The sequence below is a fragment of the Providencia sp. PROV261 genome (assembly GCF_028477945.1).
In the GTDB taxonomy this organism is placed as follows: domain Bacteria; phylum Pseudomonadota; class Gammaproteobacteria; order Enterobacterales; family Enterobacteriaceae; genus Providencia; species Providencia stuartii.
The window spans coordinates 38,782-64,074 of record NZ_JAMPMC010000003.1 but is presented as its reverse complement, the minus strand read 5'-3'; the positions used below and the strand labels follow the sequence as shown (position 1 = coordinate 64,074).

Here is a 25,293-nt window from a genome sequence, read left to right as displayed (position 1 = left end):
AATTTTAATTGTTTTGTTTTCTTGAAATCTATCTTATAATCCCAACGCAAATTTTAGTTAAAAAAGTACTGGGAAAAAATGAAAACGATAGAAGTTGATGAAGAGCTTTACCGCTATATTGCCAGCCACACACTGCATATCGGTGAAAGTGCATCGGATATTTTGCGCCGTATGTTAAATTTAAAGTCCGGTCAGCCAGTACAAGTCGTTAAAGAACTCGGCAACGAACAGCCGCCGCAGCAGGCGGTCGAGACAAAAAAAACAGCCATTACGCCGCAAAATCCAGTTAGGGTGATGAGGGAGCTTTTACTCTCTGATGCTTATGCAGAAAAAAGCAAAGCCATCGACCGCTTTATGCTAATTTTATCGACACTCTATAGCTTAGACGCCACTGTTTTTGCTAATGCGACAGAGTCAATGCATGGTCGTACGCGTGTCTATTTTGCTGGCGATGAGCAAACACTGTTAGCCGCAGGTAAGCAGTCAAAACCACGGCATATTCCGGGAACGCCATTTTGGGTGATCACCAACACAAATACCAATCGCAAACGCAGCATGGTTGAAGCAATCATGCAGGAAATGCAGTTCCCTGCCAATGTGATTGAGAAAGTTTGTAATACTATCTAATCGAAAAATTGAGGCATCGCTGGTGTCACAAATAGGGCACCAGTGCATTGGGAGATAACAAGTGACAATACATGAACGCGCAGGGCAGCTTCCGTTTCAGAAAGATTTGATTAATGTTGCACAACTAACCGCTCAATATTATCAACTAAAACCACAAGTCGGTAACCCTGAACATGCAGTGAAGTTTGGAACATCGGGGCATCGAGGCAGTGCAAGTAGGAAAAATTTCAACGAAAATCATATTCTTGCTATTGCTCAAGCGGTTGCTGATTTACGTAAAAAGCAAGGGCTAACAGGGCCATGCTTTGTCGGCAAAGACACCCACGCGTTGTCTGAAGCGGCATTTATTACGGTTATTGAGGTGTTAGCTGCAAACCAAGTCAATGTGGTTATCCAAGCCGATAACGGGTTTACTCCGACGCCTGCCATATCCCATGCGATTATCAGTTATAATCAATCTTATCAAGATGTTGCGGATGGAATTGTCATTACACCTTCTCATAACCCACCGGAAGATGGCGGTATAAAATATAATCCCTCAAATGGTGGCCCTGCTGATACCGATTTAACATCGGTTATCGAAAAGCAAGCAAATCAATTACTCGCAAACGGCCTTACGGGTGTTAAGCGTATTTCTTTTGAAGATGCGCTGGTCAGTGGTTATGTCACCGAACAAGATTTAGTCATGCCTTATGTCGCCGCACTGGGTGAAGTGGTGGATATGAAGGCGATTCAAAAAGCAGGTTTAAAATTAGGTGTCGACCCACTCGGTGGTTCTGGCATCGAATATTGGCGCAAGATTGCTGAATATTATCAATTAGATCTTGAACTGGTGAATGATCAATTAGATCAAACATTCCGTTTTATGCCGCTTGATCATGATGGCGTGATCCGCATGGATTGCTCATCGCGTTGGGCGATGGCTGGCCTATTAGGGATGAAAGAAAAGTTTGACTTAGCATTCGCCAACGACCCTGATTATGACCGTCATGGTATCGTCACCCCAGCAGGGTTAATGAATCCAAACCACTACCTTGCGGTTGCGATCGATTACCTATTCCAGCATCGCCCACAATGGGGGAAAGAGGTCGCTGTCGGGAAAACACTCGTTTCAAGTGCCATGATTGACCGTGTTGTTGCCGATATTGGACGTGAACTTGTCGAAGTACCCGTTGGTTTTAAATGGTTCGTCGATGGCTTGTTTAACGGAAAATTGGGTTTCGGCGGCGAAGAGAGTGCCGGAGCGTCTTTCCTTAAATTTGATGGCACACCTTGGTCGACAGATAAAGACGGTATCATTTTATGTTTGCTAGCGGCGGAAATTACCGCGGTGACAGGGGAAAACCCTCAGCAACGTTATAACAAACTCGCCGAAAAATTTGGTGCGCCTATTTATAGTCGTATTCAAGCCAAAGCCACCCATGAGCAAAAAGCGAAACTCAGTAAGTTGTCTCCAGAGATGGTCACTGCGGACTCTTTAGCGGGCGATAAGATCACTCAACGTTTAACGACGGCACCGGGTAATGGCGCTTCTATTGGCGGGCTAAAAATCATGACCGATTATGGTTGGTTTGCCGCTCGTCCATCCGGCACGGAAGAAGCGTACAAAATCTATTGTGAAAGTTTCCGTGGCGAAGAGCATTTACGCCAAATTGAACAAGAAGCAATAGAGATTGTGAATAAGGTTATTGCTTAATCAGCCGTATCATTATTGCCTAACTGGCTAGAGCAAAATATTTTCAAACCCCGATTATGCAAAACAGGCCATAATCGGGATTATATTTTTTATTCGTCCACTATCGCTTCATAATATTGTGGTGGTATTTGTTGTGACGGGATTAACAAAATTCCTCTCTTTTTTATCAATAAATTCAACTTATCGTATTTCCCATCAACTCGACAATAACCGTTGCAGCAAGTGACAGGTGATGATACAACCATAGTTACTGAGTTAATTTAACAAACATTGTTGAAATTGAAGATAGGGTGAAATCAATGAGTCAGGTTTATAATTTCAGTGCGGGTCCTGCCATGCTACCTGTTGAAGTCATGCGTCGTGCTGAACAGGAATTTTGTAACTGGAAAGGCTTAGGCGTTTCTGTTATGGAAGTTAGCCATCGCGGCAAGGATTTTATTGCGATAGCGGAGGAAGCAGAGCAAAATTTACGTGATTTATTAAATATTCCGCAAAATTATAAAGTACTATTTTGCCATGGTGGTGCTCGCGGTCATTTCGCTGCATTACCGCTGAATCTGTTGGGCGATAAAACCACGGCAGACTATATTGTTGGTGGCTATTGGGCGGAATCTGCGGCAGAAGAAGCACAAAAATATTGCACTCCTAACATTATCCAAGTCAAACAAGAAAAAGACGGTGTTGTGGGTGTGAAACCGATGAGCGAATGGCAATTAAGCTCAGATGCGGCTTATGTTCACTATTGCCCTAATGAAACTATTGATGGCCTAGCTATCCATGAAGAACCTGATTTCCCGAAAGACAAAGTGATCATTGCGGACTATTCATCTTCGATTCTGTCTAAACCTATTGATATTAGCCGTTATGGCGTGATTTATGCAGGAGCACAAAAGAATATTGGTCCAGCGGGTCTTACCATTGTTATTATCCGTGAAGATCTCTTGGGCAAAGCTTCAAAGCAGACACCCTCAATATTTGATTATACAACCTTAGCAAAATATGACTCGATGTTTAATACACCGCCGACTTTTGCTTGGTATTTATCAGGCATGGTCTTTAAGTGGTTGAAAGAGCAGGGCGGCTTGCAGGAAATGGCAAAACGCAACTATGAAAAATCACAATTGTTGTATAACGCAATCGATGATAGTGAATTTTATATTAACCGCGTTGCGGTCGAAAACCGTTCTTGGATGAACGTACCTTTCCAAATGCAAAATCCTGCGTTGGATGACAAATTCCTTGAAGAAGCGAAAGCACAAGGGCTATTGTCACTAAAAGGTCACCGCGTTTCAGGTGGGATGCGTGCATCAATATACAATGCGATGCCATTAGCCGGTGTCCAAGCACTTGTTGATTTCATGGCAGACTTTGAACGTCGCCACGCATAATCATCTTCCCGACCCAATCCGCGCATTGGGTCGGGTTTAACTATCTTCATTTTTGAAAACGATAATAAATAATTAGGCAAACAGTACTGGAGAACCTGCGCTTTATGCAATCCCTGACATTACAACCTATCTCTTCAATTAACGGAACGATCAACCTGCCAGGGTCTAAAAGTGTATCGAACCGAGCGCTGTTATTAGCGGCGATGGCTAATGGCACAACGTTACTGACAAACTTACTGGATAGTGATGATATTCGCCATATGCTGAATGCATTAAGCCAGCTTGGTGTTAATTACCAATTGTCTGAAGATAAAACACGTTGCCGTGTTCAAGGAGTCGGTGGGCGGTTATGCCATACTGACGAACTGGAAATTTTTCTGGGTAATGCGGGTACGGCAATGCGCCCATTGACCGCAGCATTGTCGTTAGCGAATAACAATATTGTGTTAACAGGCGAGCCTCGCATGAAAGAGCGCCCAATAGGGCATTTAGTTGATGCTTTACGTGAAGGTGGCGCTACGATTGATTACCTAGAACAAGAAAATTATCCACCCCTTCGCTTACGTGGTGGTTTTTCTGGTGGTGAAATATCGGTTGATGGCTCTGTCTCTAGCCAATTTTTGACCGCACTTTTGATGGCCGCGCCGTTGGCTGAGAAAGAGACAATCATTACTATCTCAGGTGAATTGGTTTCAAAACCTTATATCGATATCACCTTAGCTTTGATGGCAACGTTTGGCGTTGAAGTGGATAATCACCAATATCAACGCTTTGTTATTAAAGGGCAACAGCAGTATCAATCACCCGGTGAATACTTAGTCGAAGGTGATGCGTCATCAGCATCCTATTTTCTTGCCGCGGCAGCTATTAAAGGTGGTACTGTCAGAGTGACAGGTATTGGTCGTAATAGTCTCCAAGGCGATACCAAGTTTGCCAATGTACTGGAGAAAATGGGGGCAACAATTCGTTGGGGGGATGACTTTATTGAATGCCAACGAGGTACGTTAAACGGAATCGATATGGACATGAACGCTATCCCAGATGCGGCGATGACCATTGGTACTGTGGCACTGTTTGCGCAAGGGGAAACGGTGATCCGTAATATCTATAATTGGCGCGTGAAAGAGACGGATAGACTGTATGCTATGGCGACTGAACTGCGTAAGGTCGGTGCTGAAGTCGAAGAGGGGCACGATTTCATCCGTATTGTTCCGCCAGCGCAATTACAGCATGCTGAAATTGAAACCTATAACGATCACCGAATTGCTATGTGTTTTTCGCTCGTTGCCTTGTCTGATACCCCTGTTACGATTTTAGATCCAGGGTGCACGGCAAAAACATTCCCAGATTACTTCCAACAATTAGCCCGTCTGAGCTAAATTTTAATCATTCGACTGACTGACTTTGCATTGAGGCAATGTCAGTCAGTATCCATAATTAGCCGCCATTTATATATCTGCATAACCATTTTTCTGCGACTCATCAGAACCTGCTTATTTCACAAAATCGTCGAGTAGGTATAATACCACTACAGATTTTAATTGCAGGTGGTGAAACCACGTGCAGAGAAGGAGACCTTTTATGGTGGCAATTGCCCCTGTAATAACCGTTGATGGACCAAGTGGTGCTGGTAAAGGTACATTATGCCAAGCGCTGGCAAACCAGTTTGGATGGCAACTCTTAGATTCTGGTGCGATTTATCGTGTTCTCGCATTAGCGGCTTTACATCATCATGTAGACATTCAGTCTGAAGATGCGTTAGTACCTTTAGCGGCAAACCTAGATGTACGCTTTGTGCCAGAAGAAAACCAGTTAAAAGTGATTTTAGAAGGCGAAGATGTTTCAAATCAAATTCGCACGGAAGATGTGGGTAAAACCGCCTCGCAAATAGCAGCTTTTCCGCGTGTAAGGGAAGCGCTATTACGCCGGCAACGCGCATTTAGAGCGATGCCTGGTTTGATTGCAGATGGTCGTGATATGGGAACCGTTGTTTTTCCTGACGCTCCCGTCAAAATTTTTCTTGACGCTTCCGCAGAAGAGCGCGCTCATCGGCGCATGAAGCAGTTGCAGGAAAAAGGGTTTGATGTTAACTTTGAACGACTTTTAACCGAAATACAAGAACGCGACTATCGTGATCGTAACCGTTCGGTTGCACCTTTAGTTGCCGCGAAGGATGCTTTGATTTTGGACTCCACAAGTATGTCAATTGAGGAAGTCATTGAAAAAGCACAAGCCTACGCGAAAAAAATTCTGCAATTATCTTAATAATTGGCTGTATTTTAGCTTATAATGTAGATAGTATACGCATCTAATACTATGTTGATTTTTTCGCTTAACATGGTAATCACCTTATGACAAGGAAAGTTGTGGGGTATGTAAAACAACCCCATTTGGCCGGAAGCTGAATGGACGTTAATTTAAAACTCTTGAAGATCATTAATATGACAGAATCTTTTGCTCAACTCTTTGAAGAATCCCTGCAGAATATTGAAACCCGTCCTGGTTCTATCGTCCGTGGTACTGTTGTTGCCATCGATAAAGACGTTGTTCTGGTTGACGCAGGTCTGAAATCTGAATCTGCTATCCCAGTAGAACAATTCAAAAATGCTCAGGGTGAGCTAGAAATCCAAGTTGGCGACGAAATCGACGTAGCTCTGGATGCAGTTGAAGATGGTTTCGGTGAAACTATCCTTTCTCGTGAGAAAGCGAAACGCCACGAAGCATGGCTGATGCTGGAAAAAGCTTACGAAGAAGCTGAGACTGTAACCGGTGTTATCAACGGTAAAGTAAAAGGTGGTTTCACTGTAGAACTGAACGGTATCCGTGCGTTCTTACCAGGTTCACTGGTTGACGTTCGTCCAGTTCGTGACACAACCCACTTGGAAGGCAAAGAGCTAGAGTTCAAAGTTATTAAGCTGGATCAGAAACGCAACAACGTTGTTGTTTCTCGCCGTGCTGTAATTGAATCTGAAAGCAGCGCAGAACGCGATCAACTGCTCGAAAATCTGCAAGAAGGCATGGAAGTTAAAGGTATCGTTAAGAACCTTACTGACTACGGTGCATTCGTTGATCTGGGCGGTGTTGATGGCCTGCTGCACATCACTGATATGGCTTGGAAACGTGTTAAACACCCAAGCGAAATCGTCAATGTTGGTGATGAAATCACAGTTAAAGTTCTGAAATTCGACCGTGAGCGTACCCGTGTTTCTCTGGGTCTGAAACAACTGGGCGAAGATCCTTGGGTTGCAATCGCTAAACGTTATCCAGAAGGTACTAAACTGACTGGTCGCGTAACTAACCTGACTGACTATGGTTGCTTCGTCGAAATCGAAGAAGGCGTTGAAGGTCTGGTTCACGTTTCAGAAATGGATTGGACTAACAAAAACATCCACCCATCTAAAGTTGTTAACGTTGGTGACGTTGTTGAAGTTATGGTTCTGGATATCGATGAAGAACGTCGTCGTATCTCTCTAGGCCTGAAACAATGCAAAGCGAACCCATGGCAGCAATTTGCAGAAACTCACAACAAAGGTGACCGTGTTGAAGGTAAAATCAAGTCAATCACTGACTTCGGTATCTTCATCGGTCTGGAAGGCGGCATCGATGGCCTGGTTCACCTGTCTGACATCTCCTGGAACGTTGCAGGCGAAGAAGCAGTTCGTGAATACAAAAAAGGTGACGAAATCGCAGCCGTTGTTCTGCAAGTCGACGCAGAGCGTGAGCGTATCTCTCTGGGCGTTAAGCAGTTAGCTGAAGATCCATTCAATAACTACTTAGCAGCAACCAAGAAAGGCGCAATCGTAACTGGTAAAGTTATTGCAGTTGATGCTAAAGGTGCAACTGTTGAGCTGACTCTGGGCGTTGAAGGTTACCTACGTGCATCAGAAGCTTCTCGTGACCGTGTTGAAGATGCAACACAGGTTCTGAAAGTTGGTGATGATGTTGAAGCTAAATACACTGGTGTTGACCGTAAAAACCGTGTAATCAACCTGTCTGTTCGTGCAAAAGACGAAGCTGATGAAAAAGACGCTATCGCTACTGTGAACAAGCAAGAAGATACTAGCTTCGGTAACAACGCAATGGCTGAAGCTTTCAAAGCAGCTAAAGGCGAATAATTAAGGTAGGGGTAACAGGCGTTACCCCTTCGTAACGGTAGTTTAGGGAGGTACTATGACCAAGTCTGAGTTAATCGAAAGACTGGCTAGCCAGCAATCTCATCTGTCAGCAAAAACGGTCGAGGATGCTGTTAAAGAAATTCTCGAACATATGGCAGATACTCTGGCTGGTGGTGAACGTATAGAAGTCCGCGGATTCGGCAGTTTTTCTCTTCACTACCGTGCTCCGCGTGTTGGGCGTAACCCAAAAACTGGAGACAAAGTGGAGTTGGAAGGTAAATACGTTCCTCACTTTAAACCAGGTAAGGAATTACGTGACCGTGTAAATATTTATGGTCAATAATTGATTGTAAATCTTAATTATTAGTTCAAAACGGTGCTTGTGTTTCACAGCACCGTTTTTTTATTGGGGGTCTTTAACGTATTGATAGCGTTTCTGGCTAAAACGACACGCTCAGTAAAGGGGATCGTGAGCTGCTTAATTGCTTATCTGACTCGCAGGAAACCGTTTAAGTATTGTCGTAGGGCTGGAGCAATCTGCTAATGGCTAAAAAATAGAGCACCATAGGTTAGGAGCGTAATAAAACTGGTTATGGTATAGCAATGGCTTGGAATGCAGACACAAGTTACCCGAACATGAATGACCCACTTAGGTAGTTAGATTATATAGGTTGTTGATATTTAGCTTAGCTAAAATCGAGATAGATGAAGCTATATAGACAACGATATCATTTACTTTTAATTTAATCCAAACGGCGATACTCTCTCTCAATAATTATTTAAATTAACAATAAAAACAAAATAGTTTTGCGAAGCCCCTCCTAAATAAAAAAATATGATTGAGTGATATCATCAAGTATTAGGAAGCAGCTCGTATCGCTGATATTCATGTTTTCCAAAAAAGGGTAAGCCTCGTTATGGTGCTCATTCATGTGGCGCACTAAGAGGTGAGGAAATGTATGGCAGTATACTGACACTATTTCGGGGAGGATCACTTTCCTATACTTTAGCGGCGATCGCGATATTTATTGGCACATTACCGATTTTATTTATTCATCATATCCCCACAATAAATAATTCATTCATTATTTCAGGTATCTTGTTTCTATTTTTGTTATTTATAAAAGCACATCGTTATCTGAAGTTTTTTCTATTAATAGCTATCGCATTTTTGTGGGCATGTTGGCACGCTAATGATGTTATTGAGAAAATAAACCTACTGTCAAAAAAGTACCAATTATTAGACGTTACTATTATCAGCGTACCACTATTTAATAAAGAAAAAGAAAACATTAAAGTCAGAATTAATAAAGTTGCTGGGGTCACCGTGTTTCCGCCATTATATGCGGTATGGCAAGTGAAACATCGGTCAGGTGTTACTATTTGTGCGGGGCAAACTTGGCAACTTAATAGCCTATTAAAACCGTTACATGCATCCTTAAATGAAGGGGGCTTTGACCAACAACGTTATAGCCTATCACAACGTATTATTGGTAAATTAAAAAACACCCAAACAACAATGATCGACTCTCGCTGCTCTGTGCGGCAGAGGGTAATAGATTTTTATAAGGAAGAAATTCTTTCATTAAAAAATGCTGCGATTACTTATGCTTTAATGTTTGGTGAGCGCACATTATTAACGCCTGAGTTATCTGCACTATTACAAAGTACAGGTGTGAGCCACCTTATCGCCATATCCGGTTTGCATATCGGGCTATCTTATTTACTAGGCTATTGGCTTGCTCGGTGCTTACTGTATTTGCTTCCCAGCTACGTTATTAGCCCCAAAATACCTATTATATTTGGAGGCATTTTTGCTTTTCTGTATGGATGGGTCTCTGGTTTCGCTATTCCAGCAACACGTGCTTTAATTGCATTGGGGTTGTGGATCTATATCAAACAGCAAAAGAGCCTCTATTTTTCATGGCAATGGGCGGTATGGAGCATTGGTTTGATTGTGCTTGCAGACCCTTTAGCTATGCTATCTGACAGCTTTTGGTTATCCAGTTTTGCGGTATTGGCGATACTGTATTGGTTCAAGTTATTTTCTGTATCATCTTCTACACAGCATACAAAAATCCTTGGTTGGTTAATTCCTTTCGTGCATTTACAAACGGGTTTATTGATCTTATTAGCACCAATACAAATGGGATTATTTCAAGGGATCAATTTTATGAGCTTTTGGGCAAACCTCTGGTTGGTTCCTATTGTTTCTTGGTTGGTTGTACCGCTTATCTTACTCTCATTTCTGCTATATCTGTTTCCAAGTGCTGCAATCCATCATTTTATTTTGCAATTAATTGATAGCATTATTTCAATAGGAATAAAGCCATTAGCGTATCTCAGTGATTTTTGGATGGAGCTACAGTCCGTTTCATTGTGGGTTTCTTTATTCTGCTGGTTGATTGGTGTATTTATTTCATTTGGCTGGCATCGAACCTATATTGGGTTATTAGGCTGTTTTAGTGCATTGTGCATCGGCACTGAAAGTGCGGTTGATAAATCAGTAGAGCAAGGATGGAGCTTAACCACTCTGGATGTTGGTCATGGTTTAGCCGTTGTAATACAGCAAAAAGGCGTCTCCTATTTATATGATACAGGTAATCGTTGGCAAGGAGGAAGTAACGCCCAAAAACAGATCATTCCATACTTAAAACGAAAAGGGATTATCCCGATAGGCCTTATTCTAAGCCATAAGCACCTTGACCATATAGGCGGAGTGCCATTTCTAAAAAAACAATACCCTTGGTTAAATGTGCGAAGCAGTTTTGGAGGGGGGCAACATCTTCCTTGCTCTAAAGGTCAACGTTGGCAATGGGGAGAGCTGCACTTTGAAGTGCTTTGGCCTGAAAAGCTTGCTGAAAAGTCTCATAATGATGATTCTTGTGTGATCATGTTAACCGATGGCTACCATAAAATCTTACTAACAGGTGATATCGAAAAGCAGGGTGAGCAAGCAATTACCGCACTATATAAACATCGATTAAATGCGGACATTGTTTTTGCGCCACATCATGGCAGCAATACGTCATCAACGTCACTATTCATTAGAACAATTTCACCAACAACGGTATTAGTCTCTTCAGCAAGATACAGTCCTTGGAAAATACCGTCAGATAAAGTGTACTTACGGTACAAAAATAATAATATTAAATGGATTAATACAGCGGAGTCAGGTCAGGTAACCATCTGGTTTAAAAGAGAAAAGTTAAACATTTTGCGCTATCGAATCGAAATGTACCCTAGATGGTATCATCTCTGGTTTGGTGATCCGCCATTTCCCGAGTAGAATAGTGCGCTTACATTAAGTTTGGTAATAAAAACATGATTGATAAAGACCTTTCGACACGACAAACGTTTCGCCGGTTATGGCCTACTATTTCGCCGTTTAAAGCAGGCTTATTTGTTGCAGCTATCGCTCTAGTCATCAACGCAGCAGGGGATGCGTTTATGATTTCTTTATTAAAGCCTTTACTCGATGAAGGGTTTGAGAAAGCGGATAATGACGTTTTAAAATGGCTTCCTCTCGCTATGTTAGGTCTAATTATTGTTCGTGGTGCATCTAGCTTTGTTTCAACCTACTGTGTTTCGTGGGTTTCTGGGCAAGTTGTAATGAGTATGCGCCGTAAGCTATTTGGCCATATGATGGGAATGCCTGTCAGCTTTTTTGATCAGCAATCTACAGGAACCCTCTTATCACGTATCACTTATGACTCAGAGCAAGTGGCGGCATCATCGTCAGGTGCATTAATTACCATTATTCGTGAAGGTGCCTATATCATCGGTTTGTTTGCGATGATGTTCTACTATAGCTGGCAACTCTCCCTCATTTTGATTGTTATCGCGCCAATCGTCTCTATTACAATCCGCATCGTCTCTAAGCGTTTTCGTAAGATCAGTAAAAATATGCAAACGGGGATGGGGCATGTTACGGCTAGTGCTGAACAAATGTTAAAAGGGCACAAAGAAGTTTTAATTTTTGGCGGACAAAAAGTTGAAACTGAGCGCTTTAATAAAGTCAGCAATAATATGCGTAGCCAATCAATGAAAATGGTCACTGCTTCGGCAATTTCAGACCCGATTATTCAATTGATTGCTTCTTTTGCATTAGCGTTCGTTCTGTATGCGGCAAGTTTCCCTGAAATTCGTGAACAGTTATCACCGGGGACAATCGCCGTTGTTTTCTCTTCTATGTTTGCTTTAATGCGCCCATTGAAATCGCTCACTAACGTTAACTCTCAGTTCCAACGTGGGATGGCAGCATGCCAAACACTATTCTCTATTCTCGATACTGAACAAGAAAAAGACGAGGGAACCAAAGTATTATCTAATGTGAAAGGTGATATTGAATTTGAAAATGTCACGTTTACTTATGCAACTAAAGAACATCCTGCATTAGATGATATTTCATTTACTTTACCAGCAGGTAAATCGGTGGCCTTGGTTGGGCGTTCAGGCTCAGGGAAATCAACCATTGCCAATTTGATTACACGTTTCTATGACATCGATAAAGGCTCTATCCGTATTGATGGGCATGATATTAGGGAATATACCCTTGAGTCATTGCGTAACCAAGTGGCTCTGGTTTCACAGCATGTGTATTTGTTTAATGATACCATTGCAAACAATATTGCTTATGCAACGGATGGGCGTTTTAGCCGCGAGCAAATTGAGAAAGCCGCAGAAATGGCTTATGCGATGGACTTTATCGCGAAACTGGATAAAGGTTTAGATACGGTGATTGGGGAAAATGGTGTGATGCTCTCGGGGGGGCAACGCCAACGTATTGCCATTGCTCGCGCACTGTTGCGTGACGCCCCTATCTTGATCCTAGATGAAGCAACGTCTGCATTGGATACTGAATCAGAAAGAGCTATTCAAGCAGCACTGGACGAACTGCAAAAAAATAGAACGTCTCTTGTGATTGCTCACCGCTTATCAACCATTGAAAATGCGGATGAAATTTTAGTTGTTCAAGATGGTCGCATTATCGAACGTGGCAACCATAAAGCGTTATTAGCGCTAGAGGGGGCCTATGCTCAACTACATAAAATACAGTTTAGCCAATGATAGAAAAAATCTGGGCTGGTCAGTCATGGCTTTATATCTTACTACTGCCGTTCTCGCTGCTGTATGGGGCGATCGCGTTAGTTAGGCGTATAAGTTATCAAGCTGGGTTATTCCGTTCTTGGAAGGCACCAGTTCCAGTAATCGTTGTTGGCAATTTAACGGCAGGGGGGAATGGTAAAACGCCTGTCGTTATTTGGCTAGTAGAAGCATTAACTCGGGAAGGTTACCGCGTTGGTGTGGTTTCTCGGGGATATGGTGGAAAAGCAGATCACTATCCACTAGTGATTTCATCAACGACGACAACGGATGAAGCCGGTGATGAACCTATTTTAATTCACTACCGAACCAAAGCGCCTGTCGCGGTGGCCCCCAAACGCAGTGAGGCGGTGAAAGCATTACTGGAAAACCATGAGTTGGACGTGATCATCACCGATGATGGTTTGCAACATTATGCGTTAGCCAGAGACTACGAAATCGTTGTGATTGATGGTCAACGCCGTTTTGGCAATGGCTGGTGGTTACCCGCTGGGCCAATGCGTGAAAGAGCGGGGCGTTTAACGAGTGTGAATGCCGTCATCGTTAATGGTGGGCAAGCAAACGCTAATGAAGTCGCTATGGCATTAGAAGGGGATATTGCCGTTAATTTACTCAGTGGTGAAAAGTGTGCAGTGAGTGAACTTAAAACGGTGGTTGCTATGGCTGGCATAGGTCATCCTCCTCGCTTTTTCGCCTCCTTAGAAAAAAAAGGGGTAGAATTGGTGCAAACGCATGCTTTTGCAGATCATCAGCCGTATCAACAACACTCTCTGTTAGCATTAACACCTAATAATGAACCCCTGCTAATGACCGAAAAAGACGCAGTAAAATGCCAATCTTTCGCCCAAGTCAATTGGTGGTATCTGCCTGTGGACGCTTCTTTCGATGCGTCAGGGGAAGCAAAAATCCTCAGTGAGATCAAAAACACGGTAGAACGCTATAAAAAAACTTGTCTTTAAACATTTACTGTGATAATAATATCTCCAACGTGATGTAGATCTCTTTATTATGTATATAAATGTAATTCATTAATAATGAGTATCTATATTTGATTTATTCACGGTCAACTGAGTTCGTCTCTATTTCCTCGCAGTTTCCACGTTTATTCATCAGTTTTGTCATCTCAATGTCAAAATAGGCTGTTAAGTTACAGTGGATGATTGGTATGCGAAAGACCGTTAATTTAATAGTGTGTACAGATTAATAACAACAGTACATCCGGTAGTAATCGTTTACTTGCTCTTAAAGCGTTTTAATAAATCGGCAATTTATCATGGGGTATAACGTGTAAAGAGTAATAGTACAACAATAAATAGAATTATTGTTCTCAGAACAAAAGGAGTTTTAATATGAATTTTCAATTACATATGGGTCGAGTTAAATGGTTTGATGCAAATAAGGGTTATGGATTCATTTCACCAATAAATGGCGGTGATGATATCTTTGTTACACGTAAATCAATTGCAAATAAAAAAATCAAATCATTATTTGAAGGTCAAAATGTCGAGTTTTCTGTTACTCGCAATTCAGATGGCATAACGGCTGCTGACGTTATTGCTTATTAATTAAATCATTAACAGTACCGTTTCTCCTGCACCTCTATCCTCTCAATTTCTCGCAGGAGAGCGTATTCAAAAAGATTAAAGTTAACGGTGATATCGGCTTGTGTTATCCTGACCCGAAGTGAGTTAAATCCATTTGGGAGAAAACATGGATCACCGTTTACTTGAAATCATTGCATGCCCTATCTGTCATGGCAAATTAAGTTACAACAAAGAAAACCTTGAACTGATTTGCAAATTCGATCACCTTGCCTATCCTATCCGTGATGGCATTCCTGTTTTGTTGGAAAGTGAAGCTCGCAAAGTTGCATTAGACGAAGGGCAGTAATCATTATGTTTACTGTTATTATTCCTGCTCGTTATGCTTCTACTCGACTGCCGGGGAAACCCCTTGCTGATATCCATGGCAAGCCGATGGTTGTCAGAGTCATGGAGCAAGCCATTAAGTCAGGGGCGTCACGTGTCGTTGTGGCGACCGATCACCCTGACGTTGCGAATGCAGTTATCCAAGCAGGCGGTGAAGCTTGTATGACTGATCCTAACCACCAATCAGGAACAGAGCGTTTAGCAGAGGTCATTGACACCTATGGCTTTGCGGACGACGAAATCATTGTGAATGTACAAGGTGATGAGCCTTTGATCCCACCTGAAATCATTAGCCAAGTTGCAAGGAACCTTCAAGGTAGCCAAGCGCAGATGGGAACATTGGCAGTGCCTATTCATGATGCTCAAGAAGCCTTTAATCCAAATGCGGTAAAAGTAGTGACAGATCATGAAGGTTATGCGCTCTACTTTTCTCGAGCGACCATTCCATGGGATAGAGATAAATTCGCCGTTAGCCAAAATGCTATCGGTGATCATTTCTTACGTCATATTGGGATCTACGCTTATCGCGCAGGGTTTATTCGTCGTTATATTAAATGGGAAGCCAGCCCATTAGAGAAAATCGAAATGCTAGAGCAGTTAAGAGTGCTTTGGTATGGCGAAAAAATACATGTGGCAGTGGCTGAAAAAGCACCGGGTGCTGGTGTGGATACTCCAGAAGATCTCGAGCTAGTAAGAAAGCAATTTAAATAAGCACCGATGAATATCGGTAGCCATATAAGGTGTGTACTCATTTCTGAGCCACACCTTTTTTATTGTTCTATTTATTCTGCTTCTATGGCCTCAGGCGTTAAAATGGGGGTTTCTAGTGCTTCGGTGTTATCTGGCTTTAAATAAAACCAAATAGAGCCGATTAATTCATACCAAGCCCGTTCGCTATGGCTAAAATAGAATGCGGAAGGGAAATATTTTTCCCACGGATTGAGTGCACTTTTGATGGCCAATTGGTTTGCAGGGGCAGGAATAGGCTGCATGCCGCGTGCTGTAAACATGGAAATGGCTCTTGGTAAGTGGTTCGCCGAGGTCACCAGCAAAAACGGCTCTTTCCCAATTATTTTTTCCACTTCAAATGCTTCTTCTTGCGTATCCTTTGGCTCTGTTAATGCAATCGTATCGCTAGCAGGTACACCAAGTGACTGAGCAACCATGGCCGCAACTTCTGCACTACTGATAGTGCTATTCGCTTTGCTTCCTGTAAAAATAAGCTTACTTCCTGAGTATTTTAGGTATAAACGGACACCTTCAGTGACGCGAGGCAGGCTATTGTTGAGCAAGTTAGAACTCGGGCTCCAATCTGGATTATAGGTAAACCCACCACCGAGCACGACAATATAGTGAACATCCTCGGGGGGATTTTCTGTGATCAGTTCATAGCGTTTATCGAAATTCCCTTCAACAGGGGCAAGTAAACTGTCGGAAATAGGCTGCAACCCTAAAAGGGCAATCACAATAAGGCTCATGGATACACAGGCCTTGCCACTCTTTTGCCAGCGTGTAAACCACAGCAATATAAGGCCGATAAACCCGATCAGCAGCAGTAGAGGGAGCGGCATAAGTAAGGCGCCCAAGTATTTTTTTAAAAGAAATAGCATAAGTGAACCTATTTTTTGGAGTTTATCGTCAATTAATTGTTCTGATTGCTGAATTCAGGACCGCACTATGCCAAAATAAGGCCGTTATCTGTTATAATCGTCATACTTCAAGTTGCTGTATTTTTGACTACACTCATTCGCACGAGTCACAGAGCTATCGATGCTCCTAGCGGTTCAAACCCTGCACATCGAGTTATTGAGCGTATATCATTTAGGTTTCAGCAGCCTTAAACATCAAGCAGATGTACAGCGTTATTTTAGCCGAATTAATATTGAATCATATTCTGGATTTGATCTTATTTCATTAACGGCGAAATAAGAACTGGCTGATTTTAACATTTGCTGGGAAGGTGGCGTTGTGTTAACAGGCATGAATGGCTAATTTAAAGAGTACCGGATAATACATGGTAGACCGCAACTTTGATGATATTGCTGATAAATTTGCAAAAAATATCTATGGCACGACAAAAGGTAAAATACGCGAAGCGGTTGTTTGGCAAGATCTAACCCAATTGATTTTATCTCAGTTTAATGGGCAAACATTGCGTATCTTAGATGCAGGCGGTGGCGAAGGTCACTTTTCGCGCAAACTGGCGGCAATGGGACATCAGGTCATACTTTGCGATTTATCCGAAGAAATGCTTGAACGCGCTAATGAACTTGCCGAAGAACAAGGGATTAGCGAAAATATGCGTTTTATTCATTGTGCCGTTCAAGATATTCGCCAACATATTGAAGGTACGGTTGATTTAGTGCTATTTCATGCGGTACTTGAATGGATTAGTGAACAGAAATATGCAATTGAACAGTTGGTAGATATAATTAGGCCAGAAGGCGTATTTTCTGTCATGTTCTATAATGCAAATGGTTTAGTAATGCGAAACGCGATTTTAGGTAATTTTCATCTTGCTACACCGCATATCCAACGTCGACGTAAACGTTCATTATCGCCACAAAATCCATTACTACCACAACAAGTCGATGAATGGTTGTCTGATTGCAAAATGGAGATTATTGGCAAAAGTGGCGTCAGAGTCTTTCATGACTACCTGCAAAGTCGGCAGTTACAGCAAAAAGATTTTCCGGCGCTTTTGGCTTTAGAACAACAATATTGTCGTCAGGAACCCTACATCAGCATGGGGCGTTATATTCATGTCATGGCACGAAAACCAATAATAAAGGACGATTTATGAGTGATTTTTCCCAGACCGTCCCTGAACTCGTGTCCTGGGCACGAAAAAATGATTTTTCGATTTCACTGCCTCCAGAGCGCTTAGCTTTCTTGCTGGCGGTTGCGGTATTAAACAGCGAACGCGTTAACGGTGAAATGAATGAAGGGGAGTTGATTGATGCATTCCGTGAAGTGTGTAAAGGTTTTGAACAGACCACGGAATCATTATCTGTCAGGGCGAACAACGCCATCAATGATATGGTTCGCCAGAAAATATTTAACCGTTTTACCAGTGATATTACAGAAGGTAACGCCATTTACCGTTTGACATCACTTGGTATTGGAATAAGCGACTACTACATTCGTCAGCGTGAGTTTTCTACATTAAGGTTGTCTATGCAGCTATCCATTGTGGCAGGTGAGCTACAAAGGGCAGCAGAGGCAGCCGAAGAAGGCGGCGATGAATTTTATTGGCACCGTTTTGTATTCGCCCCCCTGAAATATTCAGTGGCTGAAATATTCGACAGCATTGATTTATCTCAGCGCGTGATGGATGAGCAGCAAAATAGTATCAAAGAAGATATTGCGGCATTACTCAACCAAGATTGGCAGGCCGCTATCGCAAACTGTGAACAGCTGTTATCAGAGACATCCGGTACATTGCGAGAGCTTCAGGATACGTTAGAAGCCGCCGGAGATAAATTACAGGCGAATTTATTACGTATTCAAGAAGCGAATATGAATGCGCCAGTCTTTTCCGATATGGTGGATAGGCTAGTTTACGATTTGCAAAACAAATTAGACCGCATTGTTAGTTGGGGTCAACAATCTATCGATCTCTGGATTGGTTACGACCGCCATGTCCATAAATTTATCCGTACTGCAATTGATATGGATAAAAACCGTATTTTCTCGCAGCGTTTACGCCAATCCGTTCAACAATATCTTGATAGCCCATGGGCGCTGACTTACGCGAATGCGGACCGTCTATTTGATATGCGTGACGAAGAGTTGGCCTTGAACGATGAAGAGGTGATGGGGGAATTGCCTCCAGACCTTGAATTTGAAGAGTTTAGCGAGGTGAACGATCGGTTAGCCGAGCTTATGGAAGCGGAACTGGCATTCTATAAACGCGAAAAACAGCCACTGGATGTTGCCCGAGTCGTACAAGAGTACTTAACGCAGTATCCACAGAAACGTCACTTTGATGTGACACGCATTATTATTGATCAGGCTGTTAAATTAGGTATCGCAGAGGCTGATTTGGCGGGATTGCCGTCAGAGTGGCTAGCAATTAATGATTACGGAGCCAAGGTGCAGGCACATGTCATCGACAAATATTGAACAATTTATGCCAGTTAAACTGGCTCAGGCATTGGCCAACCCCATTTTCCCAGAGCTAGATAGTCAATTGCGTTCAGGGCGTCATATTAGTATTGATGACCTTGATAACCATGCCTTCTTGATGGACTTTCAAGAGGTGTTAGAGCAATTTTATGCACGCTACAATGTGGAACTGATTCGGGCACCGGAAGGCTTTTTCTATTTACGTCCCCGTTCAACAACTTTGATCCCACGCTCGGTATTATCTGAGCTGGATATGATGGTAGGGAAAATTCTTTGCTATCTCTACTTAAGTCCTGAACGATTGACTAACCAAGGCATTTTTACCGCCCAAGAGCTATTTGAAGAGCTACTATCGTTGGCGGATGAAAGCAAATTATTGAAATTTGTTAATCAACGCTCAACCGGTTCTGATTTGGATAAACAAAAGCTACAAGAAAAGCTGAGAACCTCCCTGAACCGCTTACGTCGTTTAGGCATGGTACATTTTATTCAAAACGACTCGAACAGATTTATTATTTCTGAATCAGTATTCCGTTTCGGTGCTGACGTTCGTAGTGGTGATAACGTTCAAGAAGCCCAATTACGTATGATCCGTGACGGTGAGGCCATCTCCCTCGAAGAAGGGTTATCCTTACAGGATAGTGAAGATGAAGAGACAGACGAAGACCAAGATGCGGCTGAGAGTGATGAGGATGAACAAGTATGATTGAACGCGGGAAGTTTCGCTCACTGACGCTGATTAACTGGAACGGTTTTTTTGCGCGTACTTTTGACCTTGATGAGCTGGTGACCACGCTGTCAGGGGGAAATGGTGCAGGTAAATCAACAACGATGGCGGCATTTATTACCGCAATGATCCCCGATCTCACCTTGCTGCACTTCCGTAATACCACCGAAGCAGGGGCAACAACAGGTTCACGCGACAAAGGCTTACACGGTAAGCTACGCCCGGGGGTCTGTTATGCTGTTTTGGATGTTTTGAACTCTAAACATCAGCGCGTCATTGTTGGGGTGAGGCTGCAACAGGTTGCGGGTCGTGATAAGAAAGTCGATATTAAACCTTTCATGATCCAAGGTGTGCCAATCGCGACAGTACCGACCGAAGTTTTGACCGAAATAGTGGATGGGCGCCAAGCAAAAGTTATCGCTCTCAACGAATTAAAAGAGCGTTTAGAACAGCAAGAAGGCCTCCACTTTAAGCAATTCAACTCAATCACGGATTACCATTCAGTCCTGTTTGAACTCGGTGTTTTACCGAAGCGTTTACGTTCAGCCAGTGACCGTAGCAAATATTATCGTCTGATTGAAGCGTCATTGTATGGCGGGATCTCTAGTGCCATCACTCGCTCGCTACGTGATTATTTATTGCCAGAAAACAGTGGAGTACGTAAGGCTTTCCAAGACATGGAAGCTGCGCTACGTGAAAACCGCCTGACACTAGAAGCCATCCGCGTAACCCAATCGGATCGTGATTTATTCAAACATCTGATCAGCCAAGCTACAGATTATGTGTCAGCCGATTATATGCGTCACTCCAATGAACGACGTATTCACCTTGATTCAGCAATGGCAGCGCGTAGTGAACTATTGGCGAGCCGTAAGCAGTTGAGGCAAGAGCAAGTTCGTAGCGTTGAAATTGCCCGCGAATTGAACGAACAAAATAATGCATCGTCTGATTTAGAGGCTGATTATCAGGCTGCAAATGACCATTTAAACCTTGTTCAGACGGCATTGCGTCAGCAAGAGAAAATCGATCGCTACCAAGCCGATATTGAAGAGCTGACTTTCCGTCTTGAAGAGCAGTCGGAAGTGGTTGCTGAGGCGACAGAGCGCCAAGAAGAGTTTGAAGCACGTGCTGAAGCGGCTGAAATTGAAGTTGATGAATTAAAAAGCCAGTTGGCTGATTATCAGCAGGCGCTTGATGTCCAGCAAACCCGTGCTATTCAATATCAGCAAGCATTGCAGGCACTGACTCGGGCGCGTGAATTGTGCCAATTACCTGACTTATCAATAGAAAATGCAGACGAGTGGTTAGAAACCTTTGAAGCTCGCGAGCAGCAGGCCACAGAAGCGTTACTGACATTAGAACAAAAAATCAGTGTTGCGGATGCGGCACACAGTCAGTTTGAGCAAGCGTACCAACTTGTTAAAAGTATGGTAGGTGAAGTCAGTCGTAGCGAGGCTTACCAGCAAGCAAGGGCGCTATTACGCGATTGGTCTTCACAGCAACATTTGGCAGAGCGAGTGCAACCATTACGCATGCAACTCGCTGAATTACAACAACGCTTAGACAGTCAGCAAAATGCAGAGCGCTTATTAAACGAATTTTGTAAGCGACATAACAAAAGCTATGAGCCAGATGAATTAGATGGCCTAATGGCCGAGTTGGAAGCGCAGCAAGAAGAATTAAGTGTTGGTGTCAACGAAAGCGGCGAACGTCGTATGCAGATGCGCCAAGAGCTTGAGCAAATTCGTCAACGCATTCAAGTATTAACGGCTAAAGCGCCTGCATGGTTAATGGCACAAGAAGCGTTGACTCAACTTAACGAACAAGCCAAACAATCATTTGAATCAAGTGGTGCTGTTACAGAGTACATGCAGCAACTGCTTGAACAGGAAAGGGAAATCACCGTTGAGCGTGACGAGGTGGCGAGCCAACGTCGCGAATTAGAGAAACAAATTGAGCGCCTCAGTCAACCTAGTGGTGCGGAAGATAGCCGTTTACTTGCCCTTGCAGAGCGTTTTGGTGGGGTGTTGTTATCGGAAATTTACGACGATATCACCATTGAAGATGCCCCTTATTTCTCGGCGCTGTATGGTCCTGCTCGAAATGGGATTGTTGTTCAAGACCTTTCGGTGGTGCGCAGCCAATTAGAAACGTTGCAAGATTGCCCAGAAGATGTTTACTTTATTGAAGGGGATCCCCAATCCTTCGATGACAGTGTTTTCGATGCAGAAGAGTTTGAAAATGCGGTATTAGTACGCTCGTCAGATAGGCAATGGCGTTTTTCTCGTTATCCGGAAGTGCCCTTATTTGGCCGAGCAGCCCGTGAAACACGCTTAGAAGCATTGACACTAGAGCGTGATAACTTAGCTGAGCGCTACGCAACGCTCTCGTTTGACGTACAAAAAATTCAACGTGCACATCAAGCTTTTAGTCGTTTTATTGGTCAACATATTTCGGTAGCTTTTGAAGCCGACCCTGAAGCCGAAATCCGCACCTTAAACCAAAAACGTACTGAGATAGAGCGTAATTTGGCTCAGTTTGAAGAGCAAACTCAGCAACAGCGCCAACAGTTTGCGATGGGTAAAGAGTCTCTATCTGCATTAAACCGACTATTACCTTTAGTTGGGTTATTGATGGATGAAACGCTAGCGGATCGCGCTGACGAAATTCGAGATGAGCTTTCAGAAGCAGAAGAAGCTGCCCATTTCTTAAATAAACATGGTCAGGCGTTAGCAAAACTAGAGCCTATCGTTACCGCGTTATTGAGTGACCCTGAGCAACATGATCAGCTACGTCAAGACTATGAGAATGCGAAACATAGTCAGCAAATCGCGAAACAACAGGCCTTTGCCTTGGTGGAAGTGGTGCAGCGTCGCGCCCACTTTAGCTACAGTGATTCGACGGGGATGGTGAATGAGAATGCCGACCTTAACGAAAAACTCCGCCAACGCTTAGAGCAAGCTGAAAATGAAAGAAGCCGCGCTCGTGAGCAGTTACGTCAGCAGCAATCACAATCAGCACAATTCAATCAAGTTTTAGCGTCGCTTCGCAGCTCGTTTGATACCAAACAAGAGATGTTAAAAGAGCTAGAAGCAGAAATGCAGGATATTGGTGTTAAAGCGGATCCTGATGCGCAAGAGCGTGCACGTATTCGTCGTGATGAGCTACATCAATCTGTCATGGCGAATCGTAGCCGAATTAACCAGCTAGAAAAACAGCAGACCTTATGTGAAGCGGAAATGGAAAACTTGCAAAAACGTATTCGCAAGTTAGAGAAAGATTATTATCTATTGCGCGAACAAGTGGTATCGGCTAAGGCTGGCTGGTGTGCTGTCATGCGCTTGGTGAAAGACAATGGTGTTGAGCGGCGTTTACACCGTCGAGAATTGGCTTATACCGACGGTGATAGTTTACGCTCAATGTCGGATAAGGCTTTGGGGGCGTTACGTTTAGCGGTAGCAGATAATGAACATTTACGTGATGTACTGCGTTTATCTGAAGATCCGAAACGCCCAGAGCGTAAGATCCAATTCTTTATTGCTGTTTATCAGCATCTTCGCGAGCGTATTCGTCAAGATATCATTCGTACTGATGACCCCATCGATGCGATTGAGCAAATGGAAATTGAGTTGGCTCGATTAACAGAAGAGCTAACGGCTCGTGAGCAAAAACTGGCGATCAGTTCGAAGAGTGTGGCTAACATTATTCGTAAGACCATTCAGCGTGAACAGAACCGTATTCGCATGTTGAACCAAGGCTTGCAGGCCGTTGCGTTTGGTCAGGTGAAAGGGGTACGCTTGAATGTCAATATTCGAGAAAGCCATTCTCTGTTATTGACGGTGCTCTCAGAAGAGAGCGAATTGCATCAAGACCTGTTCACCAGCCAGCGTTTAACCTTCTCTGAGGCGATGGCTAAGCTCTATCAACGCTTGAACCCACAAATCGATATGGGGCAACGCTTACCGCAAACTATCGGTGAGGAGTTACTTGATTATCGTAATTACCTTGAACTTGAAGTTGAAGTTAACCGCGGATCTGATGGGTGGTTGAAGGCGGAAAGTGGTGCATTATCGACAGGTGAAGCGATTGGTACAGGGATGTCGATATTGGTTATGGTGGTGCAAAGCTGGGAAGAGGAGTCACGTCGCTTACGTGCAAAAGATATCATTCCTTGCCGCTTGCTGTTCCTCGATGAGGCCGCTCGACTGGATGCAAAATCTATCGCCACCTTGTTTGAGCTGTGTGAGCGGTTAGAAATGCAGCTGATTATTGCAGCACCTGAGAATATCAGTCCTGAAAAAGGAACGACCTATAAATTGGTTCGTAAAGTGTTTGATAATCGAGAGCACGTACACGTTGTTGGATTAAAAGGGTTTGGTCAAGATAACCCAAGTTCACAAGCACAATTGCCTCAAGGGTAATTAACCTATTTAAGTCACTAAAAACGGCGTTAGAAATAATGCCGTTTTTTTTTAATAAAAATCCGCATAAGTTAAATTTACTGAATAGTGGTTAATTGGATCGGAATAAGAAAGTCACTATGAGACATTAATCTCATTTTTATGAGAGAAAAGACATTATTATCTGAATTCTTGTGATGCATTCCAAATAAATTATATTTTGTATAATTATGGCTTGCTTTCATGATGCCTGCATCGTCAATAAATCAGTAAGGATCCAACATGAAAAAAACGACATTGACCCTAAGTGCCATCGCGTTAGTATTCAGCTTTACGGCAACGTCACAGGCAAAAGTATTAATGCCAGACGTTGTTAGCCCAGGGGTAACTGTGGCAGAGTTAGCTGAACAGAAACCAATTCATTGGGTTTCTGTTGAGCAAATTAAAAATAGCCTTGAAGGCCAAGCTCCTATGGCTGTTGGTTTTGATATTGATGATACCGTACTTTTTTCCAGTCCTGGTTTTTATCGCGGTAAACTAGAATATTCTCCAAATGATTTTAGTTATCTCAAAAATAGGGAATTTTGGGAAAAGATGAATAATGAATGGGATAAATTCAGCATGCCTAAAAAAGTCGGCATCGAGTTAGTCCAAATGCATCTAAAACGTGGTGATACTGTTTACTTTATTACTGGCCGCACGAAGACAAAAACAGAAACCGTTAGCCAATATGTACAAGAAGGGCTTGGTATCCCGGCAGATAAAATGAACCCAGTCATTTTTGCGGGGGATGAACCGGGACAAAATAATAAAGTCAGTTGGATGCGTGACCATAAATTAAAAATTTATTATGGTGATGCTGATGCCGATATTGCCGCAGCTCGTGAATTAAATATCCGTGGTATTCGTATTTTACGTGCCGCAAACTCCTCCTACCAACCATTACCTAAAGCAGGGCAATTTGGTGAAGAAGTTGTGATTAACTCTGAATATTAATTAGGTTAATCGACATAATATGAATAATATAAAGGCGCCTGGCGCCTTTTTTAGTATCTCACAAAGATTAACTCATAAGAGGTAAATGTATCATTCGCCATGAAATAGTCAAAAGAGGTGTAAAGAGGAAACTATCACACTTAAGTCATATTTAATTTAACAATCTAGTTATTATTTCATTT

The 25,293-nt window shown here is 42.9% G+C and carries 19 protein-coding genes; 18 read left to right on the top strand and 1 reads right to left on the bottom strand.

Going from position 1 to position 25,293, the window contains the following annotated elements:
• Nucleotides 1-78: 78 nt before the first annotated feature.
• From seqA to kdsB, 13 genes are all read left to right on the top strand, one after another.
• The gene (gene seqA, locus PR675_RS00750) at nt 79-627 is read left to right on the top strand and encodes a replication initiation negative regulator SeqA (RefSeq protein WP_004918133.1); all 549 of its coding nucleotides are present in this window, start codon (nt 79-81) and stop codon (nt 625-627) included.
• A gap of 61 nt (nt 628-688) precedes the next feature.
• Entirely contained in the window at nt 689-2,323 is a 1,635-nt protein-coding gene (pgm, locus tag PR675_RS00745; protein ID WP_036943608.1) for a phosphoglucomutase (alpha-D-glucose-1,6-bisphosphate-dependent), read from the top strand.
• Between the two features lie 299 nt (nt 2,324-2,622).
• Nucleotides 2,623-3,711, top strand: coding sequence for a 3-phosphoserine/phosphohydroxythreonine transaminase (serC, locus tag PR675_RS00740; RefSeq protein ID WP_004918137.1), 1,089 nt, complete (start codon nt 2,623-2,625; stop codon nt 3,709-3,711).
• A 104-nt stretch (nt 3,712-3,815) separates the two neighbouring features.
• The gene (gene aroA, locus PR675_RS00735) at nt 3,816-5,090 is read left to right on the top strand and encodes a 3-phosphoshikimate 1-carboxyvinyltransferase (RefSeq protein ID WP_004918138.1); all 1,275 of its coding nucleotides are present in this window, start codon (nt 3,816-3,818) and stop codon (nt 5,088-5,090) included.
• Between the two features lie 202 nt (nt 5,091-5,292).
• Entirely contained in the window at nt 5,293-5,976 is a 684-nt protein-coding gene (cmk, locus tag PR675_RS00730; protein ID WP_004918139.1) for a (d)CMP kinase, read from the top strand.
• 176 nt (nt 5,977-6,152) lie between these two features.
• Nucleotides 6,153-7,826: a 30S ribosomal protein S1 gene (gene rpsA / locus PR675_RS00725; protein ID WP_014657928.1), complete on the top strand. Its 1,674-nt coding sequence runs from the start codon at nt 6,153-6,155 to the stop codon at nt 7,824-7,826.
• 55 nt (nt 7,827-7,881) lie between these two features.
• Nucleotides 7,882-8,169, top strand: a complete 288-nt coding sequence (ihfB, locus tag PR675_RS00720) for an integration host factor subunit beta (protein ID WP_004918141.1) — start codon at nt 7,882-7,884, stop codon at nt 8,167-8,169.
• Nucleotides 8,170-8,781: 612 nt separating this feature from the next.
• On the top strand, nt 8,782-11,115 hold the full coding sequence (locus tag PR675_RS00715) for a DNA internalization-related competence protein ComEC/Rec2 (RefSeq protein ID WP_014657929.1): 2,334 nt from the start codon (nt 8,782-8,784) through the stop codon (nt 11,113-11,115).
• 35 nt (nt 11,116-11,150) lie between these two features.
• Nucleotides 11,151-12,896, top strand: a complete 1,746-nt coding sequence (gene msbA / locus PR675_RS00710; protein WP_004918144.1) for a lipid A ABC transporter ATP-binding protein/permease MsbA — start codon at nt 11,151-11,153, stop codon at nt 12,894-12,896.
• Entirely contained in the window at nt 12,893-13,891 is a 999-nt protein-coding gene (gene lpxK, locus PR675_RS00705; protein ID WP_060560699.1) for a tetraacyldisaccharide 4'-kinase, read from the top strand. Before msbA ends, lpxK begins: the two co-directional genes overlap by 4 nt.
• A 390-nt stretch (nt 13,892-14,281) precedes the next feature.
• Nucleotides 14,282-14,497, top strand: a complete 216-nt coding sequence (locus PR675_RS00700; RefSeq protein WP_004918147.1) for a cold-shock protein — start codon at nt 14,282-14,284, stop codon at nt 14,495-14,497.
• A gap of 145 nt (nt 14,498-14,642) precedes the next feature.
• Nucleotides 14,643-14,822 carry a Trm112 family protein gene (locus PR675_RS00695; RefSeq protein WP_004918148.1) on the top strand — a complete coding sequence of 60 codons (180 nt, stop codon included), beginning with the start codon at nt 14,643-14,645 and terminating at the stop codon, nt 14,820-14,822.
• Nucleotides 14,823-14,827: 5 nt separating this feature from the next.
• A complete protein-coding gene (gene kdsB, locus PR675_RS00690) occupies nt 14,828-15,571 on the top strand; it encodes a 3-deoxy-manno-octulosonate cytidylyltransferase (protein WP_014657931.1) in 744 nt (247 codons plus the stop codon).
• A 71-nt stretch (nt 15,572-15,642) separates the two neighbouring features.
• Here kdsB and elyC read toward each other — a convergent pair whose 3' ends face one another.
• The gene (gene elyC, locus PR675_RS00685; protein ID WP_060560700.1) at nt 15,643-16,470 is read right to left on the bottom strand and encodes an envelope biogenesis factor ElyC; all 828 of its coding nucleotides are present in this window, start codon (nt 16,468-16,470) and stop codon (nt 15,643-15,645) included.
• 404 nt (nt 16,471-16,874) lie between these two features.
• Here elyC and cmoM point away from each other — a divergent pair, with 404 nt between their 5' ends.
• The 5 genes from cmoM to aphA all read left to right on the top strand — a co-directional run bounded on the left by cmoM (nt 16,875) and on the right by aphA (nt 25,111).
• Nucleotides 16,875-17,663 (top strand): tRNA uridine 5-oxyacetic acid(34) methyltransferase CmoM, encoded by a 789-nt coding sequence (cmoM, locus tag PR675_RS00680; RefSeq protein WP_004918152.1) that lies wholly within the window; start codon nt 16,875-16,877, stop codon nt 17,661-17,663.
• Entirely contained in the window at nt 17,660-18,985 is a 1,326-nt protein-coding gene (gene mukF / locus PR675_RS00675) for a chromosome partition protein MukF (protein WP_014657933.1), read from the top strand. The genes cmoM and mukF overlap by 4 nt, the downstream gene beginning before the upstream one ends.
• A complete protein-coding gene (gene mukE / locus PR675_RS00670) occupies nt 18,966-19,694 on the top strand; it encodes a chromosome partition protein MukE (RefSeq protein ID WP_004918154.1) in 729 nt (242 codons plus the stop codon). The genes mukF and mukE overlap by 20 nt, the downstream gene beginning before the upstream one ends.
• Nucleotides 19,691-24,136 carry a chromosome partition protein MukB gene (mukB, locus tag PR675_RS00665; RefSeq protein WP_004918156.1) on the top strand — a complete coding sequence of 1,482 codons (4,446 nt, stop codon included), beginning with the start codon at nt 19,691-19,693 and terminating at the stop codon, nt 24,134-24,136. The genes mukE and mukB overlap by 4 nt, the downstream gene beginning before the upstream one ends.
• Before the next feature lie 261 nt (nt 24,137-24,397).
• The gene (aphA, locus tag PR675_RS00660) at nt 24,398-25,111 is read left to right on the top strand and encodes an acid phosphatase AphA (protein WP_004918158.1); all 714 of its coding nucleotides are present in this window, start codon (nt 24,398-24,400) and stop codon (nt 25,109-25,111) included.
• The last annotated feature ends 182 nt before the right edge of the window (nt 25,112-25,293 follow it).

Bases quoted from the DNA above. Each gene is read 5' to 3' on its own strand.
- seqA (WP_004918133.1), top strand. From the start codon at position 79: ATGAAAACGATAGAAGTTGATGAAGAGCTTTACCGCTATATTGCCAGC.
- serC (WP_004918137.1), top strand. From the start codon at position 2,623: ATGAGTCAGGTTTATAATTTCAGTGCGGGTCCTGCCATGCTACCTGTT.
- aroA (WP_004918138.1), top strand. From the start codon at position 3,816: ATGCAATCCCTGACATTACAACCTATCTCTTCAATTAACGGAACGATC.
- cmk (WP_004918139.1), top strand. From the start codon at position 5,293: ATGGTGGCAATTGCCCCTGTAATAACCGTTGATGGACCAAGTGGTGCT.
- rpsA (WP_014657928.1), top strand. From the start codon at position 6,153: ATGACAGAATCTTTTGCTCAACTCTTTGAAGAATCCCTGCAGAATATT.
- ihfB (WP_004918141.1), top strand. From the start codon at position 7,882: ATGACCAAGTCTGAGTTAATCGAAAGACTGGCTAGCCAGCAATCTCAT.
- PR675_RS00715 (WP_014657929.1), top strand. From the start codon at position 8,782: ATGTATGGCAGTATACTGACACTATTTCGGGGAGGATCACTTTCCTAT.
- msbA (WP_004918144.1), top strand. From the start codon at position 11,151: ATGATTGATAAAGACCTTTCGACACGACAAACGTTTCGCCGGTTATGG.
- lpxK (WP_060560699.1), top strand. From the start codon at position 12,893: ATGATAGAAAAAATCTGGGCTGGTCAGTCATGGCTTTATATCTTACTA.
- PR675_RS00700 (WP_004918147.1), top strand. From the start codon at position 14,282: ATGAATTTTCAATTACATATGGGTCGAGTTAAATGGTTTGATGCAAAT.
- PR675_RS00695 (WP_004918148.1), top strand. From the start codon at position 14,643: ATGGATCACCGTTTACTTGAAATCATTGCATGCCCTATCTGTCATGGC.
- kdsB (WP_014657931.1), top strand. From the start codon at position 14,828: ATGTTTACTGTTATTATTCCTGCTCGTTATGCTTCTACTCGACTGCCG.
- elyC (WP_060560700.1), bottom strand. From the start codon at position 16,470: ATGCTATTTCTTTTAAAAAAATACTTGGGCGCCTTACTTATGCCGCTC.
- cmoM (WP_004918152.1), top strand. From the start codon at position 16,875: ATGGTAGACCGCAACTTTGATGATATTGCTGATAAATTTGCAAAAAAT.
- mukF (WP_014657933.1), top strand. From the start codon at position 17,660: ATGAGTGATTTTTCCCAGACCGTCCCTGAACTCGTGTCCTGGGCACGA.
- mukE (WP_004918154.1), top strand. From the start codon at position 18,966: ATGTCATCGACAAATATTGAACAATTTATGCCAGTTAAACTGGCTCAG.
- mukB (WP_004918156.1), top strand. From the start codon at position 19,691: ATGATTGAACGCGGGAAGTTTCGCTCACTGACGCTGATTAACTGGAAC.
- aphA (WP_004918158.1), top strand. From the start codon at position 24,398: ATGAAAAAAACGACATTGACCCTAAGTGCCATCGCGTTAGTATTCAGC.